Below are 21,229 nucleotides of genomic sequence, written 5' to 3'. Positions count from 1 at the left end.
CAGCCTGCGGCAGCTCCTACAGGGTTGTGGTTTAAATCTGGATGATGTGTGGAGCAAACATGGCCAACGCTTTACCCGACCTGAAACTATTACGCATCTTCGTGAGCATCGTGCGCCATCAGGGTTTCGCCAACGCCCAGCAGGAGCTCAACCTGTCGACCTCGGCGATCAGCACCTACATGAGCCAGCTCGAAGCCGCGCTCGGCCTGGTGTTGTGCCATCGCGGCCGCGGTGGTTTCAGCCTCACCAGCAAAGGGGAACTGTTCCATCAGGAAACCCTGCGTCTGCTCGCCGAGCTCGAAGGGTTTGAGCAATATGCCGCCGCGCTCAAGGGCGAATTGCGCGGCACGCTCAACCTCGGGGTGATCGACTCCACTGTCAGCGACAAGGCGTTGCCGTTCGCCGAAGCCATCGGCGCCTACAGTCAGGAACACCCGGCCGTGCATTTGCACCTGTCGGTAATGAGCCCCTACGAACTGCAACTCGGCGTGCAGGACAACCGCCTCGACCTGGCCATTGGTGCGTTCTCCACGCGCATGAGCGGTCTGATTTACATGCCCCTGTACCGCGAACAGCACTGGCTGTATTGCAGCAGTCGTCACCCGTTGTTTAACGAGCGACGGATTCCCGAGCAAGTCATCACCCAGCAACGCATGGTCGGTCGTGGCTACTGGAGCCAGGCAGAGCTGGCTCGCCACGGTTTCAAACACAGCGCGGCGACGGTAGAAAGTATGGAGGCGCAGTTGATTCTGGTGCTGTCCGGCGCCTACATCGGTTATCTGCCGGAGCACTACGCCCAGGCCTGGGCCGACAAGGGCGATTTGCGCGTGTTGCTGCCAGCGACTTTCGGCTACCAGGCGCCGTTTTCGATGATCATGCGCCGTGGCCGCAGCCGCGAACCGCTGATCCAGACTTTCCGCGATTTGCTTAAAGCCCAGCTCAACCAGGCGTAAAAATGATGTCCAGAGTCCAATGCCCGCGCTGCCTGCGCCCTCAAACCCATTGCCTTTGCCCGTTGATCCCGAGCCTCGACAGCCGCACCCGGGTGTTGCTGTTGCAGCACCCGAGCGAGGTCAATCATGCATTGAACACTGCGCGCCTGGCCGCGCTGGGGCTGACCAACGCCGAGCTGATTGTCGGTGAGGTATTTGAGGATTTGCCGACACTGCTGAACCGGCCGGGCTATCAGGCGCGGTTGTTGTTCCCCGCTGACGATGCGCAGCCGATGCAGGCTTATGGAACGTCTGATGAACCGCTGTTGCTGGTCGTGCCCGACGGCACCTGGCGCAAGGCGCGCAAGATGCTGCACCTCAATCCGCTGCTGATGGCGTTGCCACGGGTGACGCTGGCGGAGGGCGGGGTGTCGCGGTACCGGTTGCGCAAGGCACCGGGGCCTGGGGCGTTGTCGACCATCGAGGCGATTGTGCAGGCATTGCAGACGCTGGAAGCGCCAGCGTCTTTCGAACCGTTGCTGAAACCGTTTGAAGCGTTGATTGAGGGGCAGATTGCAGCGATGGGGCAGGAGACGTTTCAGCGTAATCATGCTGAAAAATGATCGGTGCTTTTGCCGGCCTCATCGCTGGCAAGCCAGCGATAAGGCCAGATCATTCACCACAAAATCCAGACCAAAAGATCGGAGCCTGCGGCAGCTCCTACATGGGTTTTGCGAGCGCCACAGCTTTTGTAAGAGCTACCGAAGGCTGCGATCGTTTGATCTTATCTTTCGCGCATCGCCTCGGTCCGCGCTTTGAGCACCGGTTTAAGCAGGTAATCCAACACACTTTTCTCCCCGGTGATGATGTCCACTGTCGCCACCATCCCCGGAATGATCAGCAGCGGTTTCACATCTCCGCCAAGGTGGTTTTTGTCGGTGCGTACCTGAATCAGGTAGAAGCTGTTGCCCTTGTCGTCAGTAATCGTGTCGGCGCCGATCAGCTCAAGCTTGGCGCTCAGGCCACCGTAAATCGTGTAGTCGTAAGCACTGAACTTGACCATGGCTTTCTGGCCCGGATGCAGGAACGCGACGTCTTGCGGGCGTACTTTGGCTTCGATCAGCAGGTTGTCTTCCAGCGGCACGATTTCCACCATGTCGCTGCCTGGCTGGACCACGCCGCCGATGGTGTTGACCTTCATCTGCTTGATCACCCCGCGCACCGGCGAGGTCACCGTGGTGCGCGTCACACGATCGTCGATGGCGATGCTCGATGCGGTGATTTTCGACAGGTCGGTGCGTTTCTCATTCAGCTCTTTGGCGGCATCCGAACGAAAGGTTTGCTCCGACTCGTCGATCTTGCTGCGGATTTCGGCAATCGCCGATTCGGCGCGGGGAATCGCCAGGGTGGTCGCGTTCAGCGAACCGCGGATTTCCACGGCATTGCGTTTGAGCCGCAGGATCTCCACGGGTGATACCGCGCCGGTTTTGACCAGCGGCTCGGACATGTTCATCTCTTGTTGCAGCAAGGCCAGGCTTGAACTGAACTGGCCTTGTTTGGAGCGAAATTCCGCCAGTTCCTGAGTTTTCTGCCGCAGTTGTTCGCTGAGGGTGCGTTGCTCACTGGCCAGCCGCCGCAGGCGTTGTTCGTGCAGCGAGCGTTCGTCTTCAGCGACTTGCGGGGCCTTGGCGATCACCTCGGCGGAGAGTTGGAACGGTCGCCCCTCGGCCTCTGCCGACAGCCGTTCGACCTGGGCGGTCAACGCATAACGATCCGCCTCGCTTTCACCCTTGTTCGACAAAAATCGTGTGTCATCCAGACGCAGCAGGGTGTCGCCCTTGTTGACCATTTGCCCTTCACGGACGAAAAGCTCGGTGACGATCCCGCCCTCAAGGTTCTGGATCACCTGAACCTTGCTCGACGGAATCGCCTTGCCTTCGCCCATGGTCACTTCTTCGAGCACGGCGAACTTGGCCCAGACCACCGCGCTGATCAACAGTGCCGCCGCGAGCCACACGGTGATCCGCGACCAGCGCGGCGAATCCTGCAATGAAGCCCCGGCAGTTTCCGGCATGAACTCGACCTCGGCGCTTTTGCCGAAACTGTCGAAGTAGCCGCGTGATTTGCTATCTGTGGAAGCAGACATGGGGCAACTCCTAGACCGCTGCCGAGCCGACGCGGCCCTTGCGCAGTGCTTCGATGACCGCTTCTTTCGGGCCGTCAGCGACGACCCGGCCGTTATCCAGCACCAGCAACCGATCCACCAGGCTCAGCATCGAGGTGCGGTGGGTGACCAGCAGCAGTGTTTTGCCTTGCACCCAGCCATGCAGCTTCTGGCGCAGTTGGTCTTCGCTGCTGTTGTCCATGGCGCTGGTGGGTTCGTCGAGCAACATGATCGGCGGGTCGAGCAGCAATGCCCGCGCCAGCAATACCGCTTGGCGCTGCCCACCGGAGAGCAGTTGTCCGCGTTCGCCCACCGGCCGGTCGAAGCCTTGCGGGTGTTGGCGGGCGAGTTCGGTGACGCCTGTCAGCTCGGCGACTTCGAGCATGCGTGAATCGCTGATGTAGCGCGCACCAAGGGTCAGGTTGTCGCGCAGGCTGCCGGCCAGCAGCGGCAAATCATGGGCGACGTAACCGATCTGCTGGCGCAGGTCAGCGACATCCAGTTGCCGCAGGTCGAGGCCGTCGAGCAGCAATTGGCCTTCTTCGGGTTCGTAAAAACCCATCAGCAGCCGCGCAAGGGTACTTTTGCCGGAACCACTGCGGCCGATGATACCGACCCGTTCACCGGGTTTGAGGCTGAAACTGACGTTGCTCAGCGCCGGGGCATTCTGGCCGTTGTAGTGGAAGGTCACGCCGCTGACGTCCAGCGCGCCTTGCAGTTGTGTGCGCTCCAGAGGCCGCTGTTTGCCGTCGCGTTCTTGCGGTAACGACATCAGCGCATCGGTGCTTTTCATGGTCAGTTGCGCTTGCTGATAGCGGGTAATCAGCCCGGCAATCTGCCCCAGCGGTGCGAGCACACGGCTGCCGAGCATGTACGTCGCCACCAGTGCGCCGACGCTCAGGTTGCCGGCGATGATGCTGTAGACCCCAGCAACAATCGTCGCCATCCCCGCGAACTGCTGGATGAACAATGTGCCGTTGGTGGCCAGCGCCGAGAGATTGCGCGCATGGCTATCGAGGCGGGTGAGGGCGCCGTGGGTGCTTTCCCATTTGTGCTGGCGCTCGCTTTCGGCGCTGCAGGCCTTGAGGGTTTCCAGGCCACCGAGGGTCTCGATCAGCAAGGCCTGGCGTTCGGCTCCGAGGCTCAAACTCTTCTGCACGGTGTCACGCAGGCGCACCTGAATGATCATCGCGAAGATGATCGTCAGCGGAAACGCCAGCAGTGGAATCACCACCAGCCAGCCGCCGAGCAGGCCGATCACCACCAGCATCAGCACCACGAAGGGCAGGTCGATCAGGCTGGTCAGGGTAACCGCGGTGAGGAATTCGCGCAGGCCCTGGAAGTCGTGAATGCTCTGGGCAAAACCGCCGATGGTTGCTGGCCGTGCCTTCATCGACATACCGGTGATGCGTTCAAATAAAGTCGCAGAAAGGATTACATCGGTTTTCTTGCCAGCGCTGTCCAGCAGGTGCGCGCGCACCACTCGCAGCACCAGTTCGAAGCCGGTGCCGATCAACAGGCCGATCGATAACACCCACAGGGTTGACGTGGCCTGATTGGGCACCACGCGGTCGTAGGTTTGCATGACAAACAGCGGCACCATCAGGCCCAGCAGGTTGATCAGGAAACTGGCAAGAATCGCATCGCTGTACAGCCATTTAGACAGCTTCAGGGTGTCGCGAAACCACGCATGCACCCGTGGCACCAGCGGCGAGCGCAGGTCTTCGAGTTCATGCCGTGGCCGCGCGAACAAGGCCTGGCCGCTGTAGTGTTCGCTGAGTTCTTCGCGGCTGACCCACTGCTCGCCGCCATCGGCTTCGCTGGGCAGGATCAGCGCCTTGCCGTCATCGCCAAAGCGCCGCAGCACGGCGGTTCGACCGTCGTTGAGCAGTAGCAGAATCGGCAGATTCAGCGGGGAAATGTCTTTCAGCTCGCGGCGTAACAGCCGCGCCTGCAACCCGGCCCGGGCGGCTGCGCGAGGCAGCAGATCCAGGCTCAGGCGTTGTTTGTTCAGGGGCAGTCCGGCACTCAGGCTGGCGCGGCTGACAGTCGCGCCATGGAGTTTGCAGAGGATCAACAGACCGTCGAGTAACGGATCATCGAAGCTCAGCCGCGGATCGACCCCGGCGTTGCCGCCTCCGGCCATGCTAGTCATATTGATCGCCTCTGTTGGACTGGCTCGAGTATCCCTATATCCCCTGTCGGAGCTGCCGAAGGCTGCGGCCTATTGATCTTGAAAAACAACATCAAAAGATCGTCCGATCGCGGCCCGTGCCTTCGGCAGCTCTTACGTGGGACTTACTTCAGCTCTGGCAGGCGTGCTTCGTTTTTGACTTCGGCAGAAGCAATCGCATCCGCTGGCAGCACCACCCGTTGTTTGCTCAGCAACTGGCCCATATTGGCCAGCACGCGATACATCGAATATTCCTCGGTGTAGCGGATTTCGGTGTAGCGACGGTTGGCGTTGTAGAGCTCGTTTTCACTGTCGAGCAAGTCGAGCAGGGTGCGTTGGCCAAGGCCGAACTGATCCTGGTACGCGGCGCGCACACGCTTGGTGGTTTCAGCGTATTCACGGGCGGTCGGGGTTTGTTTCTTGGCATTTTCCATGGCGTTCCAGGCCAGACGAATGTTCTCGTTGAGCTGGCGCAGGGCGTTGTTGCGGATGTCCATCGCCTGGTTGATGTCGTGCGCGTTCGCGGCCAGTCGGGCCTTGTCGCTGCCACCACGGAACAGGTTGTAGTTCATCACAATGCCCACGCGCCATTCGTTGTCGTGGCCTTCGTCACCCTGCACGTTGTTGTTCGCACCAACGGCGGCCTCAGCATCGAAGCGTGGGTAGAACGGCGACTTGGCGACTTCGTACTGGCTCTCGGCCGACTGCACGTCAGCCTGCGCCGATTTCAGGTACGGGTTGTTGTCGACCATGCTCTGCTGGGCTTCGCGCAGTTGGGTGGGCAGTTCGCCGCGAGTCGAGGCCGGGGTTTCCAGTTCATCGGGCATGCGCCCGACGACGCTGTAGAAATTGGCTTCGGCATCGGCCAGATCAACTTCGGCGGTGTCGAGGTTGTTCTGTGCCAAGGCTTTACGGGCTACCGACTGGTCGGAGTCGGCGGCGCTGCCGACGCCGCGCTCGGTACGCAGGCCAATCTGATCGTTGACGCGCAAGTGCGCCTGCAGGTTGTTCGTCGCCAGGGTCACCAGTTCGCGGCGCTTGAGCACTTCGAGGTAGACCTCGATGGTGCGCAGGGCCAGGTCTTGCGCGGTGCCTTGCGCGTAGTAGGCGCGCGAGTTGGACACACCTTTGGTGCGCTCGACTTCGTTGGCCGTGTTGAAACCATCGAAGATCATCTGCCGCATGCGCAGCTCGGACTGGGTGTAGGTGAGGATTTCGGTGTTGTGATTGCCGAAGGCCCGGGTGTTGGTGTTGTCGCTGTAACCGCGACCGTAGGCCGCGTTCAAATCGACGGATGGATAGAAACCACCCTTGGCGACCTTGACTTGTTCATCAGCCGACAGGCGCGCGTCCACGCGCGACGCAAGTTCCGGGTGGGTGGCGATAGTGCTTTGAATCGCCTCCGTGAGGTTCATTGCCTGGGCTTGAGAAGTGCAGGCCATGGCCAGCAAAACCGCGCTGCAGAGGGGGGTTAGAACGCGCATGGGGTGCATCTCCCTGAGTCCTGATGGTATGTTACTGTCGCCAAATATTTGACGATATTATGAGGTCTAAGCGTTTCACTCTTGTAACAACAGAGCTAAGAACATCCTGAAGCGTAGCTAAGAAAAAATTTTCATAAGGCTTATTCCGAAAAAAACTTATGCGGTTTGTAAAATGCAGCACATTGTTCACCACGAAAGCCTTTGTTTTGTGCGCTTTAGGGAGCGCAAAAAGGCTTGAGGAAAGTTCCATTCACTTTGCGACATACGGCGAAGTACTGCTGAAGGGGAGGGACGCGTAACGGTTGATGAGCGACAGATTTCTGTCACTCGAGTGCTTCACCACCGTTACGTAGCGTTAGCAGGTTGGTTGCCTCGATCAGGGTTTGGAGGTGCTTGAAAGCACTCAAATTTCTCGCTCGGGCAAGGCCTGTGAAACGAACTGTCGAGGGTGCGAGCGTCGCCCCGACAACCCGATTGAGCCATGGGCTACTTCGCGAACCAGTGCTGACGGTGGTCAGCAGCGGAGGATTTCACATGGCAACGCTCATCGGCACAGTCACCAAGGTTATTGGTCAGGTTTTCGCTCAAGGTATCGACGGCACCCGTCGCGTCCTGGTTGAGGGGGATCGGCTGTTTGCAGGCGATCAACTGATCACCGGGGCCGAGGGCGCGGTTGCCGTTCATCTGCAAAATGGCCAGGAACTGACCTTGGGCCGCGGTAGCAACGTGACCATGACCGACCAATTGCTGGCCGGCCAGGCAGCACAGGTGAACGCCGCTGAAGCGCTGACCCCGAGCGACGCACAACTGACCGATGTCGAACAGATCCAGAAAGCCATCGCCGCCGGTGAAGACCCGAGTAAAACCGCTGAAGCCACCGCTGCAGGCCCGAATGCCCCAACGGGTGCGCCGGGCGCGGTGGGCGGCGGCCATAGCTTTGTGCTGCTGGAGGAAGTCGGCGGGCGGGTCGATCCGGTTATCGGTTTCCCCACTGCAGGCTTTAACGGTATTCCCGAGTTTCCCGAAGAACGCCGCGAAGCGGTCATCGACAATGGTGACGACGGCGGCGATATCGTCGTGCCTGTTGTTCCGCCGCCACCGGTGAACAATCCCGTCACGCTCGGCGGGCTTGCGGTAGACGGTGGCGAACTGAACGTAAACGAAGCCAACCTGCCCGACGGCTCTGCCGCCAATAGCGGGGCTCTGACGCAAAGCGGCAGCTTCACCGTATCGGCACCGGACGGTCTGACCAGTCTGAGCATTGGCGGCATCAGCCTGATCAATGCTGGCGTGGCGGTCGATTTTCCGCAGTCGGTCACCACGCAGTTGGGCAATACGCTGACCATCACCGGTTACAACCCGGCAACTGGCGTGGTCAGCTACAGCTACACGCTCAATGGCAATGAAACCCATGCGGCCGGTGACGGCGCCAACAATCTCAGTGAACAGTTCACGGTGATTGCCGGCGACAGCAATGGCGACACTGCCACGGGAACGCTCGACGTCAACATCACCGACGACGTGCCGGTCGCGGTCGATGACGGCAATGGCATCGCTTCAGAAACCTCGTTGACGCTGACCGGCAACGTCCTGACCAATGACGTGCAGGGCGCCGACCGCGTCGCCACCGGCCCGATCACCGCCGGTACTTTTACCGGGACGTACGGCACGCTGGTGCTCAACGCCAATGGCACTTACACCTACACGCTGAACACCAGCGATGCTGACTTCAAGGCCCTGACCGGCGGCGGCAACGGCACGGAGACCTTCGCCTACACCATCACCGATGCCGACGGCGACACCAGCACCGCGAACCTCGTATTGCAGATCCAAAACAACGACGATCCGGTGATCATCAACGGCTTGAACGTAGAGGGTGGCGAGCTCACCGTTTACGAGAAAAACCTCAGTGACGGCAGCGCGCCGGACTCATCCGCGCTAACGCAAAACGGTACCTTCACCATCACCGCACTGGACGGCGTTACCACGCTGACTATCGGTGGCATCGCCGTGGTCACCAATGGCGTCGCCGCCGGTTTCCCGCAATCGGTTACCACCCCTCTGGGCAGCACGCTGACCATCACCGGGTTCAACGCGACGACGGGCGTGGTCAGTTACAGCTACACCCTGGTCGACAACGAAGCGCACGCAACCGCCAACGGCGCCAACAATTTGCCTGAGCAATTCGCCGTCACCGTGGTCGATGACAACGGCACCACTGCCAACGCGACCCTCGATGTGAACATCGTCGACGACCTGCCAAACGCCGTGGACGACAGCAACGCAACCACCGCCTCGGAAGCTCAACTCACGCTGACCGGCAACGTCCTGACCAATGACGTGCAAGGCGCCGACCGCGTCGCCACCGGCCCGATCACCGCCGGTACTTTTACCGGTACCTACGGCACGCTGGTGCTCAACGCCAACGGCACTTACACCTACACGCTGAACACCAGCGATGCTGACTTCAAAGCCCTGACCGGCGGTGGCAACGGCACGGAAACCTTCGCCTACACCATCACCGATGCCGACGGCGACACAAGCACCGCGAACCTCGTGTTGCAGATCCATAACAACGACGATCCGGTGATCATCAACGGTCTGGATGTGAACGGTGGCGAGCTCACCGTTTACGAGAAAAACCTCAGCGACGGCAGCGCGCCTGACTCTGCGGCGCTGACCCAAAACGGTACCTTCACCATCACCGCACTGGACGGCGTTACCACGCTGACTATCGGTGGCATCGCCGTGGTCACCAATGGCGTCGCCGCCGGGTTCCCGCAATCGGTTACCACGCCGCTGGGCAGCACGCTGACCATCACCGGGTTCAGCGCAGCGACGGGCGTGGTCAGTTACAGCTACACCCTGGTCGATAACGAAGCGCACGCAACCGCTAACGGCGCCAACAATTTGCCTGAGCAATTCGCCGTCACCGTGGTCGATGACAACGGCACCACCGCCAACGCGACCCTTGATGTGAATATCGTCGATGACCTGCCAAACGCCGTGGACGACAGCAACGCAACCACCGCCTCGGAAGCGCAACTCACGCTGACCGGTAACGTCCTGACCAACGACGTGCAAGGCGCCGACCGCGTCGCCACCGGCCCGATCACCGCCGGTACTTTCACCGGTACCTACGGCACGCTGGTGCTCAACGCCAATGGCACTTACACCTACACGCTGAACACCAGCGATGCCGATTTCAAAGCCCTGACCGGCGGCGGTAACGGCACGGAAACCTTCGCCTACACCATCACCGATGCCGACGGCGACACCAGCACCGCGAACCTCGTATTGCAGATCCAAAACAACGACGATCCGGTGATCATCAACGGTCTGGATGTGAACGGTGGCGAGCTCACCGTTTACGAGAAAAACCTCAGCGACGGCAGCGCGCCGGACTCCGCGGCGCTGACCCAAAACGGCACCTTCACCATCACCGCACTGGACGGCGTCACCACGCTGACGATCGGTGGCATCGCCGTGGTCACCAATGGCGTCGCCGCCGGTTTCCCACAATCGGTCACCACTCCGCTGGGCAGCACGCTGACCATTACCGGGTTCAACGCAGCGACGGGCGTGGTCAGTTACAGCTACACCCTGGTCGACAACGAAGCGCACGCAACAGCCAACGGCGCCAACAATTTGCCTGAGCAATTCGCCGTCACCGTGGTCGATGACAACGGCACCACCGCCAATGCGACTCTTGACGTGAACATCGTCGACGACCTGCCAAACGCCGTGGACGACAGCAACGCAACCACCGCCTCGGAAGCGCAACTCACGCTGACCGGCAACGTCCTGACCAACGACGTGCAAGGCGCCGACCGCGTCGCCACCGGCCCGATAACCGCCGGTACTTTTACCGGGACGTACGGCACGCTGGTGCTCAACGCCAATGGCACTTACACCTACACGCTGAACACCAGCGATGCTGACTTCAAGGCCCTGACCGGCGGCGGCAACGGCACGGAAACCTTCGCCTACACCATCACCGATGCCGATGGCGACACCAGCACCGCGAACCTCGTTCTGCAGATCCAAAACAACGACGATCCGGTCATCATCAACGGCTTGAACGTAGAGGGTGGCGAACTTACCGTCTTCGAGAAAAACCTCAGTGACGGCAGCGCGCCTGACTCCGCGGCGCTGACCCAAAACGGTACCTTCACCATCACCGCACTGGACGGCGTTACCACGCTGACGATCGGTGGCATCGCCGTGGTCACCAATGGCGTCGCCGCCGGTTTCCCACAATCGGTTACCACGCCGCTGGGCAGCACGCTGACCATCACCGGGTTCAACGCGACGACGGGCGTGGTCAGTTACAGCTACACCCTGGTCGACAATGAAGCGCACGCGACCGGCAACGGCGCCAACAATTTGCCTGAGCAATTCGCCGTCACCGTGGTCGATGACAACGGCACCACCGCCAACGCGACTCTTGACGTGAACATCGTCGACGACCTGCCAAACGCGGTGGACGACAGCAACGCAACCACCGCCTCGGAAGCTCAGCTCACGCTGACCGGCAACGTGCTGACCAACGATGTGCAGGGCGCCGACCGCGTCGCCACCGGCCCGATCACCGCCGGTACGTTCACCGGGACCTACGGCACACTGGTGCTTAATGCCAACGGCACTTACACCTACACGCTGAACACCAGCGATGCCGATTTCAAGGCCCTGACCGGCGGCGGCAACGGCACGGAAACCTTCGCCTACACCATCACCGATGCCGACGGCGACACCAGCACTGCGAACCTCGTATTGCAGATCCTAAACAACGACGATCCGGTGATCATCAACGGCCTCGACGTAAACGGTGGCGAGCTCACCGTTTACGAGCAGAATCTCAGTGACGGCACCAGCCCCAACACCCCGGCCCTGACCCAGAGCGGCACGTTCACCGTGACGGCCCTCGACGGTCTGCAAACCCTCAGCGTTGGCGGCATTGCCGTCGTCACTAACGGCGTGGCCGCAGGCTTTCCGCAATCGGTCACCACGCCGCTGGGCAGCACGCTGACCATCACCGGGTTCAACGCAGCGACTGGCGTGGTCAGCTACAGCTACACCCTGGTGGATAACGAAACCCATCCGAACGCCAATGGCGCCAACAGCATCACCGAGAACTTCAACGTCGTCGCCACGGACACCGATGGCAGCACCGCCAGCGGGCAGATCAACGTCAATATCGTCGATGACCTGCCAAGCGCTTATTCCGATGCAGCTTCAGTGGCGGAGGGCGGCACCGTCAGCGGCAACGTGTTGCTTAACGACATCGGCGGTGCCGATGGCCCGGCCGTGACGGGCGCGGTGGTCGGCGTGCGCGTCGGTGCCGATACCTCGACTTCGGCCATCGGTGGCTTGAACTCGCAGATCAACGGTACCTACGGCTACCTGACCCTCGATGCCAACGGCAACGCGGTTTACCACAGCAATCCCAACACGGTGAATGGCCCAGGTGCAGTGGATGTGTTCACCTACACCGTGCGCGATTCCGACGGCGATGAAAGCACCACCACCATCACCATCGATGTCTCCAACAGCAAACTGTATGCAGTCAGCGACACCGACGTCACCGTCTACGAGAAAGCGCTTGATCTGACCAAGGACGGCGCGGATCTAGCGCCCGGCACGGTCACCGGCAGCGACCCGACCAGCACCAGCGAAACCGCGTCCGGCACTTTGGTCGGCTCGGTCAACGGTGCCGTCGGCGCGATCAGCTATGCGCTGATTGGCAGCGCCACCGGCAACTACGGGCAGATCGTCCTCAACCCCAACGGCACGTACACCTACACCCTGACATCGCCAGCGACCACCACACCGAATGCCGATGACGGCGCCAACACCCTGACCGAAACCTTCACCTATCAGGCCACCGATTCGCTGGGCAACATCGTCACCAGCACCATCGTCGTCAGCATTGTCGATGACGTGCCGAAAGCGATGAACGACAGCAATGCCAACACGGCCTCGGAAACCCAGCTGACCCTGAGCGGCAACGTGCTGACCAACGATGTGCAAGGCGCAGACGTGGTGGCGACCGGGCCGATTACCCCCGGCACTTTCACCGGGACGTACGGCACGCTGGTGCTCAACGCCAACGGCACTTACACCTACACACTCGACGCCACTGACGCCGACTTCAAAAACCTGCAAGGTGGCGGCAACGGCACCGAGACGTTCACCTACACCCTGACCGATGCCGACGGCGATACCAGCACCGCCAACCTGGTGCTGAACGTCCACAACAACGACGATCCGGTGGTGCTCAACGGCCTCGACGTCAATGGCGGCGAACTCACCGTCTACGAGAAGAACCTCAGTGACGGCACCAGCCCCAACACCCCGGCGCTGACCCAGAGCGGTACTTTCACCGTCACCGCGCTTGATGGACTGCAAACCCTCACTGTCGGTGGCATCGCCGTGGTCACCAATGGCGTGGCCGCCGGTTTCCCGCAATCAACCGTCTCGCCGCTGGGCAGCACGTTCACCATCACTGGTTACAACCCGGCCACTGGCGTGGTCAGCTACAGCTACACCCTGGTCGATAACGAAACCCACCCGAGCGCCAACGGTGCCAACAGCATCACCGAGAATTTCAACGTGGTGGCGACCGACACCGATGGCAGTACCGCCAGCGGTCAGATCAACGTCAACATCGTCGATGATCTGCCGACCGCCAAACCCGACACCGGCTCGGTGGCGGAGGGAGGTACGGTCAACGTCAGCGTACTGGGCAACGACGTCAACGGTGCCGATGGCGCGGTTACGGTGATCGGCGTGCGCGCCGGCAGCAACACCGCCACCTCGGCCGTCGGCGGGCTCAACAGCAACATCAACGGCGCCTACGGTTACCTGACCCTCGATGCGGCGGGCAATGCCGTTTACCACAGCAACCCGAACTCGGTGAGCCCACCGGGCGCCACCGACACCTTCACCTACAGCATCCGCGACAGTGACGGTGACGAAAGCACCACGACCATCACCATCAACGTCGCCGACAGCAAACTCATCGCCTCGGTCGATCAGGACGTGACCGTTTACGAAAAGGCCTTGGACTTGAGTAAAGATGGCCAGGATCTGGCACCCGGCACGGTCACCGGCAGCGAGCCTGGCAATAACGGCGAAACCGCCAGCGGCACGCTGGTCGGTGCGGTGACCGGCGGCAGCGGTGCGCTCACCTACACCCTGGTTGGCAGCGCCACCGGCACTTACGGGCAGATCCAGCTCAACGCCGACGGCACCTACACCTACACGCTGACTTCGGCACCAAAAACCTCGCCGAACGCCAACGACGGGCCGAACACCCTGAGCGAAAGTTTCACCTACAAAGCCACCGATGCGCTGGGCAACACCACCACCAGCACCCTCGTCGTCAACATTGTTGATGACGTGCCAAAAGCCGTGGCCTCGGATCGCTCGGTGACAGCAGTGGAGATCGATTCCAACCTGCTGATCGTTCTCGACATCTCCGGCAGCATGGCCGATGCCTCGGGCGTTCCGGGCCTGTCGCGCCTGGCGCTTGCCAAGCAGGCGATCAGTGCCTTGCTCGACAAGTACGACGATCTGGGCGACGTCAAAGTCCAACTGGTGACCTTCAGCAGCAACGCCACCGACAGAACTGCCGTGTGGGTGGACGTCGCGACAGCGAAGACGATTCTCGCAGGCCTGACCGCCGGCGGCGGCACCAACTACGACGCTGCCGTTGCGGTGATGCAGACCGCGTTCAACACCTCGGGCAAACTCACCGGGGCGCAGAACGTCGGTTACTTCTTCTCCGATGGCAAACCCACCACCGGGCAGGAGATCGGCACGGCTGACGAGACCGCACTCAAAGCTTTCCTTGATGCCAACAACATCAAGAACTACGCGATCGGCCTCGGCAGTGGCGTGAGCAACGCCAACCTCGATCCGCTGGCTTACGACGGCATCAATCACACCAACACCAACGCGGTGGTGGTCACTGACCTCAACCAGCTCAACTCGGTGCTGTCGGGCACCGTGCAGGGCGCGCCGGTCACCGGTTCGCTGCTGGGCGAGGGGGGCACGTTTGGCGCCGATGGCGGGTTCATCAAATCCATCGTGATCGACGGCACCACTTACACCTACGACCCGAAAGCCCTCAGTGGCCAGGGGTCGCTGATCGCGAGCGGTGGTGTCAATCACGGCACCTTCAACACCGCGAACAACACGTTGAGCATCGCCACCAACAACAGCGGCACGCTGCTGATCAACCTCGACACGGGCGAATACACCTACACCTCGCAGAAAACCACCGCTGTGGTGCTCACCGAAAATATCGGCTTCACCGTCAGCGACAACGATGGCGATCTGGCCAGCTCGACGCTGACCGTAAAAGTGATCCCCAACGCGCCTCCGGTGGCGATGGACGACCACGTCATCACCAACGTGCTGTCGGGCAACATTGTGGTGCCGGGTGAGCTGTTGCTGGCCAACGACACCGATCCTAACGGCGATACCCTCAACGCCACGCCGACCAGTTTCAACACGGGTTGGGTGTCGAAAGCGGCGGACTTCACCGGCACCGGCGCGATCAGTTTCACGGGCACCAACGTCAATACGGCGGCCAACCAGAATCTGGCCAACGTCCGTAGTGCGTTCTCGGCGAACGCGGCAACCATGACCGCCGTGCTGGTGGTCAGCGGCTACCTGGGCGCCGTGACCAACAGCAATGCCAACGATGAAGACCGCATCACCGTCAACCTGCGTCAGGGTGAAACCCTCAACCTCGACCACAACCTGGCGGCCGGTTACGTCGGTATGGAGTACTCGATCAACGGCGGCGGCTGGATCGCGCTGGCGGACGGGCAAACCCTCACTGCGACGTCGAACGCGGTCTACCAGATTCACATCACCAACCTGACCAATCCCACGGGTGGCAACGTCAACGGATCGGAAAACTACCAGTTGACCATGAAGCTCAACTACGCCGGGGCCCAGGACATCGCCCCGGACTACCACGGCACTTACACCGCCAACGATAACCACGGCGGCAGCGACACGGCCAACGTGAGCATCAGCTATCAGGACGGCCACACCCTCACCGGTACAGCAGGCGATGACGTGCTGGTGGCGGGCACCGGCAACAACATCATCAATGCCGGCGACGGCAACGACGTACTGACCGCAGGCTCAGGCAACAACGAACTGCACGGCGGCGCGGGCAACGACTTGCTCTACAGCGGCGCGGGCAATGACCTGCTCGATGGTGGCAGCGGTACCGACACTGCCAGCTACGCCCATGCGACTGCCGCCGTCACCGTCAATCTCGGCCTGCTCGTCGCGCAAAACACCCTTGGCGCCGGGACGGACACCCTGACCGGCATCGAAAACCTCGTCGGCTCGAACTTCAACGACAGCCTGACCGGCGACAACAATAACAACGTGATCAACGGGGGGCTGGGCAACGACACCCTCAACGGTGGCGGCGGCGATGATTTGCTGATCGGCGGCATGGGCAACAACACTCTGACCGGCGGGGCAGGGGCCGACACCTTCCAGTGGCTCAAAGGCAACAGCGGCCACGACCTGATCACCGACTTCACCCCCGGCACCGACAAGCTCGACCTGTCGCAACTGTTGCAAGGCGAAAACGGCACTACGTCGTCCCTCGACGACTATCTGCACTTCACCGTCAGCGGCAGCGGCGCCTCGGTCATGACCAGCATCGACGTCAGCGCCATGGCCGGCGCCACGCCGAACCAGACGATCGATCTGGCCGGCGTCAACCTCGCCAGCCACTACGGCGTCACGCCTGGCGCCGGCGGGATGATTGCCAGCGGGCACGACACAGCGACGATCATCAGCGGGATGTTGAATGATCATTCGTTGAAGGTGGACACCGTGTGATCGAGACCTGAAACGACAAAACCCGCCGCCCCGGTTGATGGGGCGGCGGGTTTTTTCTGTCTGATGGTATGGCGTTGCTCATTCTGGCCCCTTCGCGAGCAGGCTCGCTCCCACATTGGAGTGCGGTTAACTGTGGGAGCGAGCCTGCTCGCGAAAGCGCCAGATCTGACGCCGAATAACTCAGCGGTTGATCACGCCTGCATCAACCCGGCAACTCCAGATTATCGATCACCCGATTCACCGCCAGCTCCCCGAGCATGATCAGTTGCGCGATCCCCAACAGCGTCCTGCGCTGCGACGCGGGTATGAGGTGGGCGAAGTCATGGGCGATGGTTCTGGCTGAGGCGAGTGTTTCGCTGGCATCGGCCAGCAGTTCTTCATTTTTGAAGTCTGCGGTCACGGCGTACATCCGGCGGGTTTTTCGGGGCGGTGGCGTGGAGCCGGGCGGGCAGAGGTAGTGATCGAGGGCGCGGTCGGCGGCTTCGCTCAGCCTTCTCGAATCGATGGATTCGTAAGGCGAGGTGGGATCGGTTTCGGGCGGGTTGGGCGTTGGTTTGATCATGGTGAAGCTCCTAGAGTCGACGGAGCCGCCACATTTCGCTGCGATACGAAAAGGAGGTGGCAGCTATACGCGGGTCGCAGACCGGGACTCTAGAACCGGCAGACCCGAAGGTCTCCCACGTACAGCCGCCATAACAAGAACGGGTGTTGTGCGTCTAGAGATCAGCGGGCTGCGAGACCCGATCGCTGATTCGTCAGCGACCGCCCCACAATAGAACCCGTCCCCAAGGCGCACAAGCCGGCGGATTCTGGCGTAGCTGTAGGCAATTACGCAAGGACGTGTAGCTTCGGAGAGTGTTTGCAGGTCTGGTTTAAACGTGGGTGTTTAAAGTCAAAAGATCGCAGCCTGCGGCAGCTCCTACAGACGATCTTCATGTAGGAGTTGCCGCAGGCTGCGATCTTTTAGTGTTTCAGGATTTGCGCAGGGTCTTCTGCCGCAAAATATAAACCGTCACCAGCACTGCACTCGTCAACATAAACCCCCGCGCCCACACCAGCGGCACCAGGTAGCAGGAAAGCAGAATGCTCGTCCACATCAGCCCGATCGCGTAGACCTTGCCCTTGAGGGGAATGCCGTTGCCATCAAGGTAATCGCGGATCCATGGCCCGAGCCGTGGATGCTCGACCAGCCATTGATAGAAACGCGGAGAACTGCGCGCGAAGCAGGCGGCGGCGAGCAGAAGGAAAGGGGTGGTGGGCAGGACGGGCAGGAAGATACCGATCACCCCCAATGCCACGCTGAGCCAGCCGATAGCCAGCAGGAAGTAGCGCAACATCAGGGGGCGGTTGCCTATGGGGTTGTCCATAGGCTGGATCTTAGTGGTGACGTGGCTTGAGGATCGCCGGTTTTTCGTCTGGCGCCTGGCACAGCAGGTACAGCGCAGTCAGGGCTTCCGGGATCTGCACAATCATGTCGTCCATCAGATTGGCGTCTTGAGCGATGTCTTCGAACTCGGGTTGTTCGTCGAACAGACCCGAACCGACCATGATCGGCAGGAGCATTTCGCTGACTTCTTCTTCGGCGGTTTCGAACCAGGCGGCTTCACGCAGGAACACGCCTTCCATGAAACCAATGCACCAGCCGCGCAATTCCGAATCGTCCGGGTCTTCGCCCAGATCCAGCTCGCACGGCAGTTCGAATTCTTCATCGGACGCCAGTTGACGGGCGATGTGCGCCTTGAGGCCGATCAGGGTGGCTTCGATCTCGGCACGCTGTGCTTCGTCGCTGTAATGCGGCTCTTCGGCGAATAGGGCGTCGATCCATTCACGCTCCGACACTTCTTCGGAGCAGATCGACAGCGCGGTCAGGTAACCGTGGGCGGCCACGTAATCCAGCGCCTCGTCGTGCAGCTCGTCGGCGTCGAGGAAGACTTGCAGGCGGGTCAGTTGCTCAGCGAAGGACATTACGTTGCTACCTTGGGGAATCAATAATGCGGGAATTCTAGGCCTTCTTGCGCGCTCAAGCCAGCCGCATGGCAGATTTGCCGCAATTGCCGGGCTGCATATAAATCCTGTGGGAGCGAGCCTGCTCGCGAAAGCGGCGTATCAGGCACCTTTATGTCGAATGACCCACCGTATTCGCGAGCAGGCTCGCTCCCACAAGGGATTTATGTGTGGCAGGGTTATCAGTGTCTTATCAGCGGCACCCTGCGCAGGGGAGGCCTCGGGTATACTGCCGCGTTTTGCGATCCCTGCCCGCATTGCGGTTGTCGTGCAATGCGTTCTTACGTTTTGTTTAAACGGCCCTGGCTGTTCTGAACCAGCCTGAGCAGGGATGTATCGGTAGATTTTTGGAGTTTTTATGCTCGAACAGGCACAACGCGTCCTCAAGGACATCTTCGGCTACGACAGTTTCCGTGGCCGCCAGGGTGCAATCATTGAGCGCGTGGCCAGTGGCGGTGACGCGCTGGTATTGATGCCTACCGGTGGCGGCAAGTCCCTGTGCTTCCAGGTTCCGGCGCTGTTACGCGATGGCCTGGCAGTGGTGGTATCGCCGTTGATCGCCCTGATGGATGACCAGGTTGCCACCCTCGAAGAGCTGGGCGTGGCGGCCGCCGCGCTGAACTCCACGTTGAGTGCCGAACAGCAGCGTGATCTGGCAACGCGGATCAAGCGCGGTGAAGTGAAGATGCTCTATCTGGCGCCCGAGCGTCTGGTGCAGCCACGCATGTTGTCCTTCCTGCAAAGTCTCGACATTGCGCTGTTCGCCATCGATGAAGCGCACTGTGTGTCGCAGTGGGGCCATGACTTCCGTCGCGAGTATCTGCAACTCGGGCAACTGGCCGAGTTGTTCCCGACTGTGCCGCGCATCGCGCTGACTGCCACCGCCGACAAACGTACCCGCGAAGAAATCGTCGAACGCCTGCATCTGCAGAACGCCGAGCGCTTCCTGTCGAGCTTCGACCGACCGAACATTTTCTACCGCATCGTGCCCAAGGAGCAGCCGCGCAAGCAGTTGCTGGCGTTTCTTGCCGAGCGGCGCAGCGATGCCGGCATTGTCTATTGCCTGTCGCGCAAAAAGGTTGAAGAAGTCGCGACATTCCTTAGCGATCAAGGCTTCCCGGCGCTGCCGTATCATGCCGGTCTGCCCAACGAGCTACGCGCCTTCAACCAGAAGCGTTTCCTCAATGAGGAAGGCCTGATCATGGTCGCCACGGTGGCGTTCGGCATGGGCATCGACAAGCCCAACGTGCGTTTTGTTGCCCACCTCGATCTGCCGAAATCCCTCGAAGCGTATTACCAGGAAACCGGACGCGGTGGTCGTGACGGTCTGCCGGCGGATGCGTGGATGGCCTACGGTCTGCAAGACGTGGTGATGCTCAAGCAGATGCTGCAAAACTCTGAAGGCGACGAGCGTCACAAGCGTCTGGAGCAACACAAGCTCGACGCGATGCTGTCGCTCTGCGAAGAGACTCGTTGCCGTCGTCAGACGCTGCTGGCGTATTTCGATGAGCAGATGGCCGAACCTTGCGGCCATTGCGACAACTGCGTCGACGGCGTGCAGACCTGGGACGCCACCGAGCCTGCACGTCAGGGTTTGTCGGCGATCTTTCGCACCGGTCAGCGTTATGGCGTCGGCCATCTGGTCGACGTGCTGCTGGGCAAGGACAACGAAAAGGTTCGCAGTTTCGGTCATCAGCATCTGTCGGTGTTCGGCGTTGGCAAGGCTCTGAGCGAAAGTGAATGGCGCTCGCTGTTCCGTCAATTGGTTGCGCGTGGACTGGCCGATGTCGACCACGAAGGTTATGGCGGTTTGCGTTTAAACGACTCCTGCCGGCCACTGCTCAAGGGCGAAGTGACACTGGAACTGCGCCGCGACCTCAAACCACAGGTCACCGCCAAGAGCGGCAGCAAAAGCCAGGCCAGCCAATTGGTGCGCGGCGAAGAGCGCGAGCAGTGGGAAGCCCTGCGTGCGTTGCGACGCAAACTGGCCGAAGAACACGGCGTGCCGCCGTATGTCATCTTCCCGGATTCGACACTTCTGGAAATGCTTCGCAGCCAGCCAACTTCGTTGGCGGAAATGGCCCGGGTCAGCGGCGTCGGTGCGCGCAAGCTGGAGCGCTACGGCGATGCTTTCCTCGAAGTGCTCGGCGGCGAGGTCGAGGCGCCGAAGGTGGTGGCCGATGTGCGTCACGAGCTCATCACCCTGGCCCGCGCCGGCATGACCCCGATGCAGATTGCCGGGCAGTTGCAGTGTTCGGAAAAGAACGTCTACACCATGCTCGCCGAGGCGATCGGCAAGCAACAACTCTCACTGGAACAGGCTCTGGACTTGCCTGAAGAGCTGATGGGCGAGGTGCAGGACGCGTTTCTTGATGGCGAGGGGGAATTACCGCCGGTCGCCGAAATCGCCGAACTGTTCGCCGGTCGTGTTCCTGAAGGCGTCCTTTATTGTGTGCGGGCTGCGCTGCAATCCGAGTTCGAAATGTAATTCGGTCCAACCCTCATCGGAACGCCGCCCGCAGCCTTCTCCAAGAGGAGAGGGAGCCGACCGAGGTGTTTTGCGGATTACATCGACCTGACAGACCAGGTCGAT

10 protein-coding genes are annotated in these 21,229 nt (G+C 60.9%); 4 read left to right on the top strand and 6 right to left on the bottom strand.

Translation table 11 applies throughout. The features are described from left to right. The first annotated feature begins 59 nt into the window (after window positions 1-59). Together JJD74_RS01950 and JJD74_RS01945 are read left to right on the top strand one after the other, a co-directional pair. Entirely contained in the window at window positions 60-953 is an 894-nt protein-coding gene (locus JJD74_RS01950) for a LysR family transcriptional regulator (RefSeq protein WP_042558146.1), read from the top strand. A 5-nt stretch (window positions 954-958) separates the two neighbouring features. Continuing rightward, window positions 959-1,555: a tRNA-uridine aminocarboxypropyltransferase gene (locus tag JJD74_RS01945; RefSeq protein WP_200610899.1), complete on the top strand. Its 597-nt coding sequence runs from the start codon at window positions 959-961 to the stop codon at window positions 1,553-1,555. Between the two features lie 161 nt (window positions 1,556-1,716). Here JJD74_RS01945 and JJD74_RS01940 read toward each other — a convergent pair whose 3' ends face one another. From JJD74_RS01940 to JJD74_RS01930, 3 genes are all read right to left on the bottom strand, one after another. Beyond that, on the bottom strand, window positions 1,717-3,078 hold the full coding sequence (locus JJD74_RS01940; RefSeq protein ID WP_042558147.1) for an HlyD family type I secretion periplasmic adaptor subunit: 1,362 nt from the start codon (window positions 3,076-3,078) through the stop codon (window positions 1,717-1,719). Between the two features lie 10 nt (window positions 3,079-3,088). Continuing rightward, window positions 3,089-5,251, bottom strand: coding sequence for a type I secretion system permease/ATPase (locus JJD74_RS01935; protein WP_042558148.1), 2,163 nt, complete (start codon window positions 5,249-5,251; stop codon window positions 3,089-3,091). 143 nt (window positions 5,252-5,394) lie between these two features. Further along, the gene (locus tag JJD74_RS01930; protein ID WP_042558149.1) at window positions 5,395-6,753 is read right to left on the bottom strand and encodes a TolC family outer membrane protein; all 1,359 of its coding nucleotides are present in this window, start codon (window positions 6,751-6,753) and stop codon (window positions 5,395-5,397) included. Window positions 6,754-7,287: 534 nt separating this feature from the next. Between JJD74_RS01930 and JJD74_RS01925 the strand changes: the two genes are divergently transcribed. Further along, window positions 7,288-16,632 (top strand): retention module-containing protein, encoded by a 9,345-nt coding sequence (locus JJD74_RS01925; protein WP_200610897.1) that lies wholly within the window; start codon window positions 7,288-7,290, stop codon window positions 16,630-16,632. A 202-nt stretch (window positions 16,633-16,834) separates the two neighbouring features. On the opposite strand, the gene JJD74_RS01920 is transcribed toward JJD74_RS01925, so the two are convergent. The 3 genes from JJD74_RS01920 to JJD74_RS01910 all read right to left on the bottom strand — a co-directional run bounded on the left by JJD74_RS01920 (window position 16,835) and on the right by JJD74_RS01910 (window position 18,597). Beyond that, the gene (locus JJD74_RS01920; RefSeq protein ID WP_115147848.1) at window positions 16,835-17,194 is read right to left on the bottom strand and encodes a DUF6124 family protein; all 360 of its coding nucleotides are present in this window, start codon (window positions 17,192-17,194) and stop codon (window positions 16,835-16,837) included. Between the two features lie 409 nt (window positions 17,195-17,603). Continuing rightward, window positions 17,604-17,999 carry a YbaN family protein gene (locus JJD74_RS01915; protein ID WP_115147847.1) on the bottom strand — a complete coding sequence of 132 codons (396 nt, stop codon included), beginning with the start codon at window positions 17,997-17,999 and terminating at the stop codon, window positions 17,604-17,606. Between the two features lie 10 nt (window positions 18,000-18,009). Beyond that, window positions 18,010-18,597, bottom strand: coding sequence for a UPF0149 family protein (locus JJD74_RS01910; RefSeq protein WP_042558152.1), 588 nt, complete (start codon window positions 18,595-18,597; stop codon window positions 18,010-18,012). A gap of 397 nt (window positions 18,598-18,994) precedes the next feature. Here JJD74_RS01910 and recQ point away from each other — a divergent pair, with 397 nt between their 5' ends. Next, window positions 18,995-21,124, top strand: a complete 2,130-nt coding sequence (gene recQ / locus JJD74_RS01905) for a DNA helicase RecQ (RefSeq protein ID WP_200610881.1) — start codon at window positions 18,995-18,997, stop codon at window positions 21,122-21,124. The last annotated feature ends 105 nt before the right edge of the window (window positions 21,125-21,229 follow it).

The organism is Pseudomonas sp. MF6776 (assembly GCF_016613125.1).
Taxonomy (GTDB): Bacteria; Pseudomonadota; Gammaproteobacteria; order Pseudomonadales; family Pseudomonadaceae; genus Aquipseudomonas; species Aquipseudomonas iridis.
This window is presented reverse-complemented; position numbering and strand designations above follow the sequence as displayed.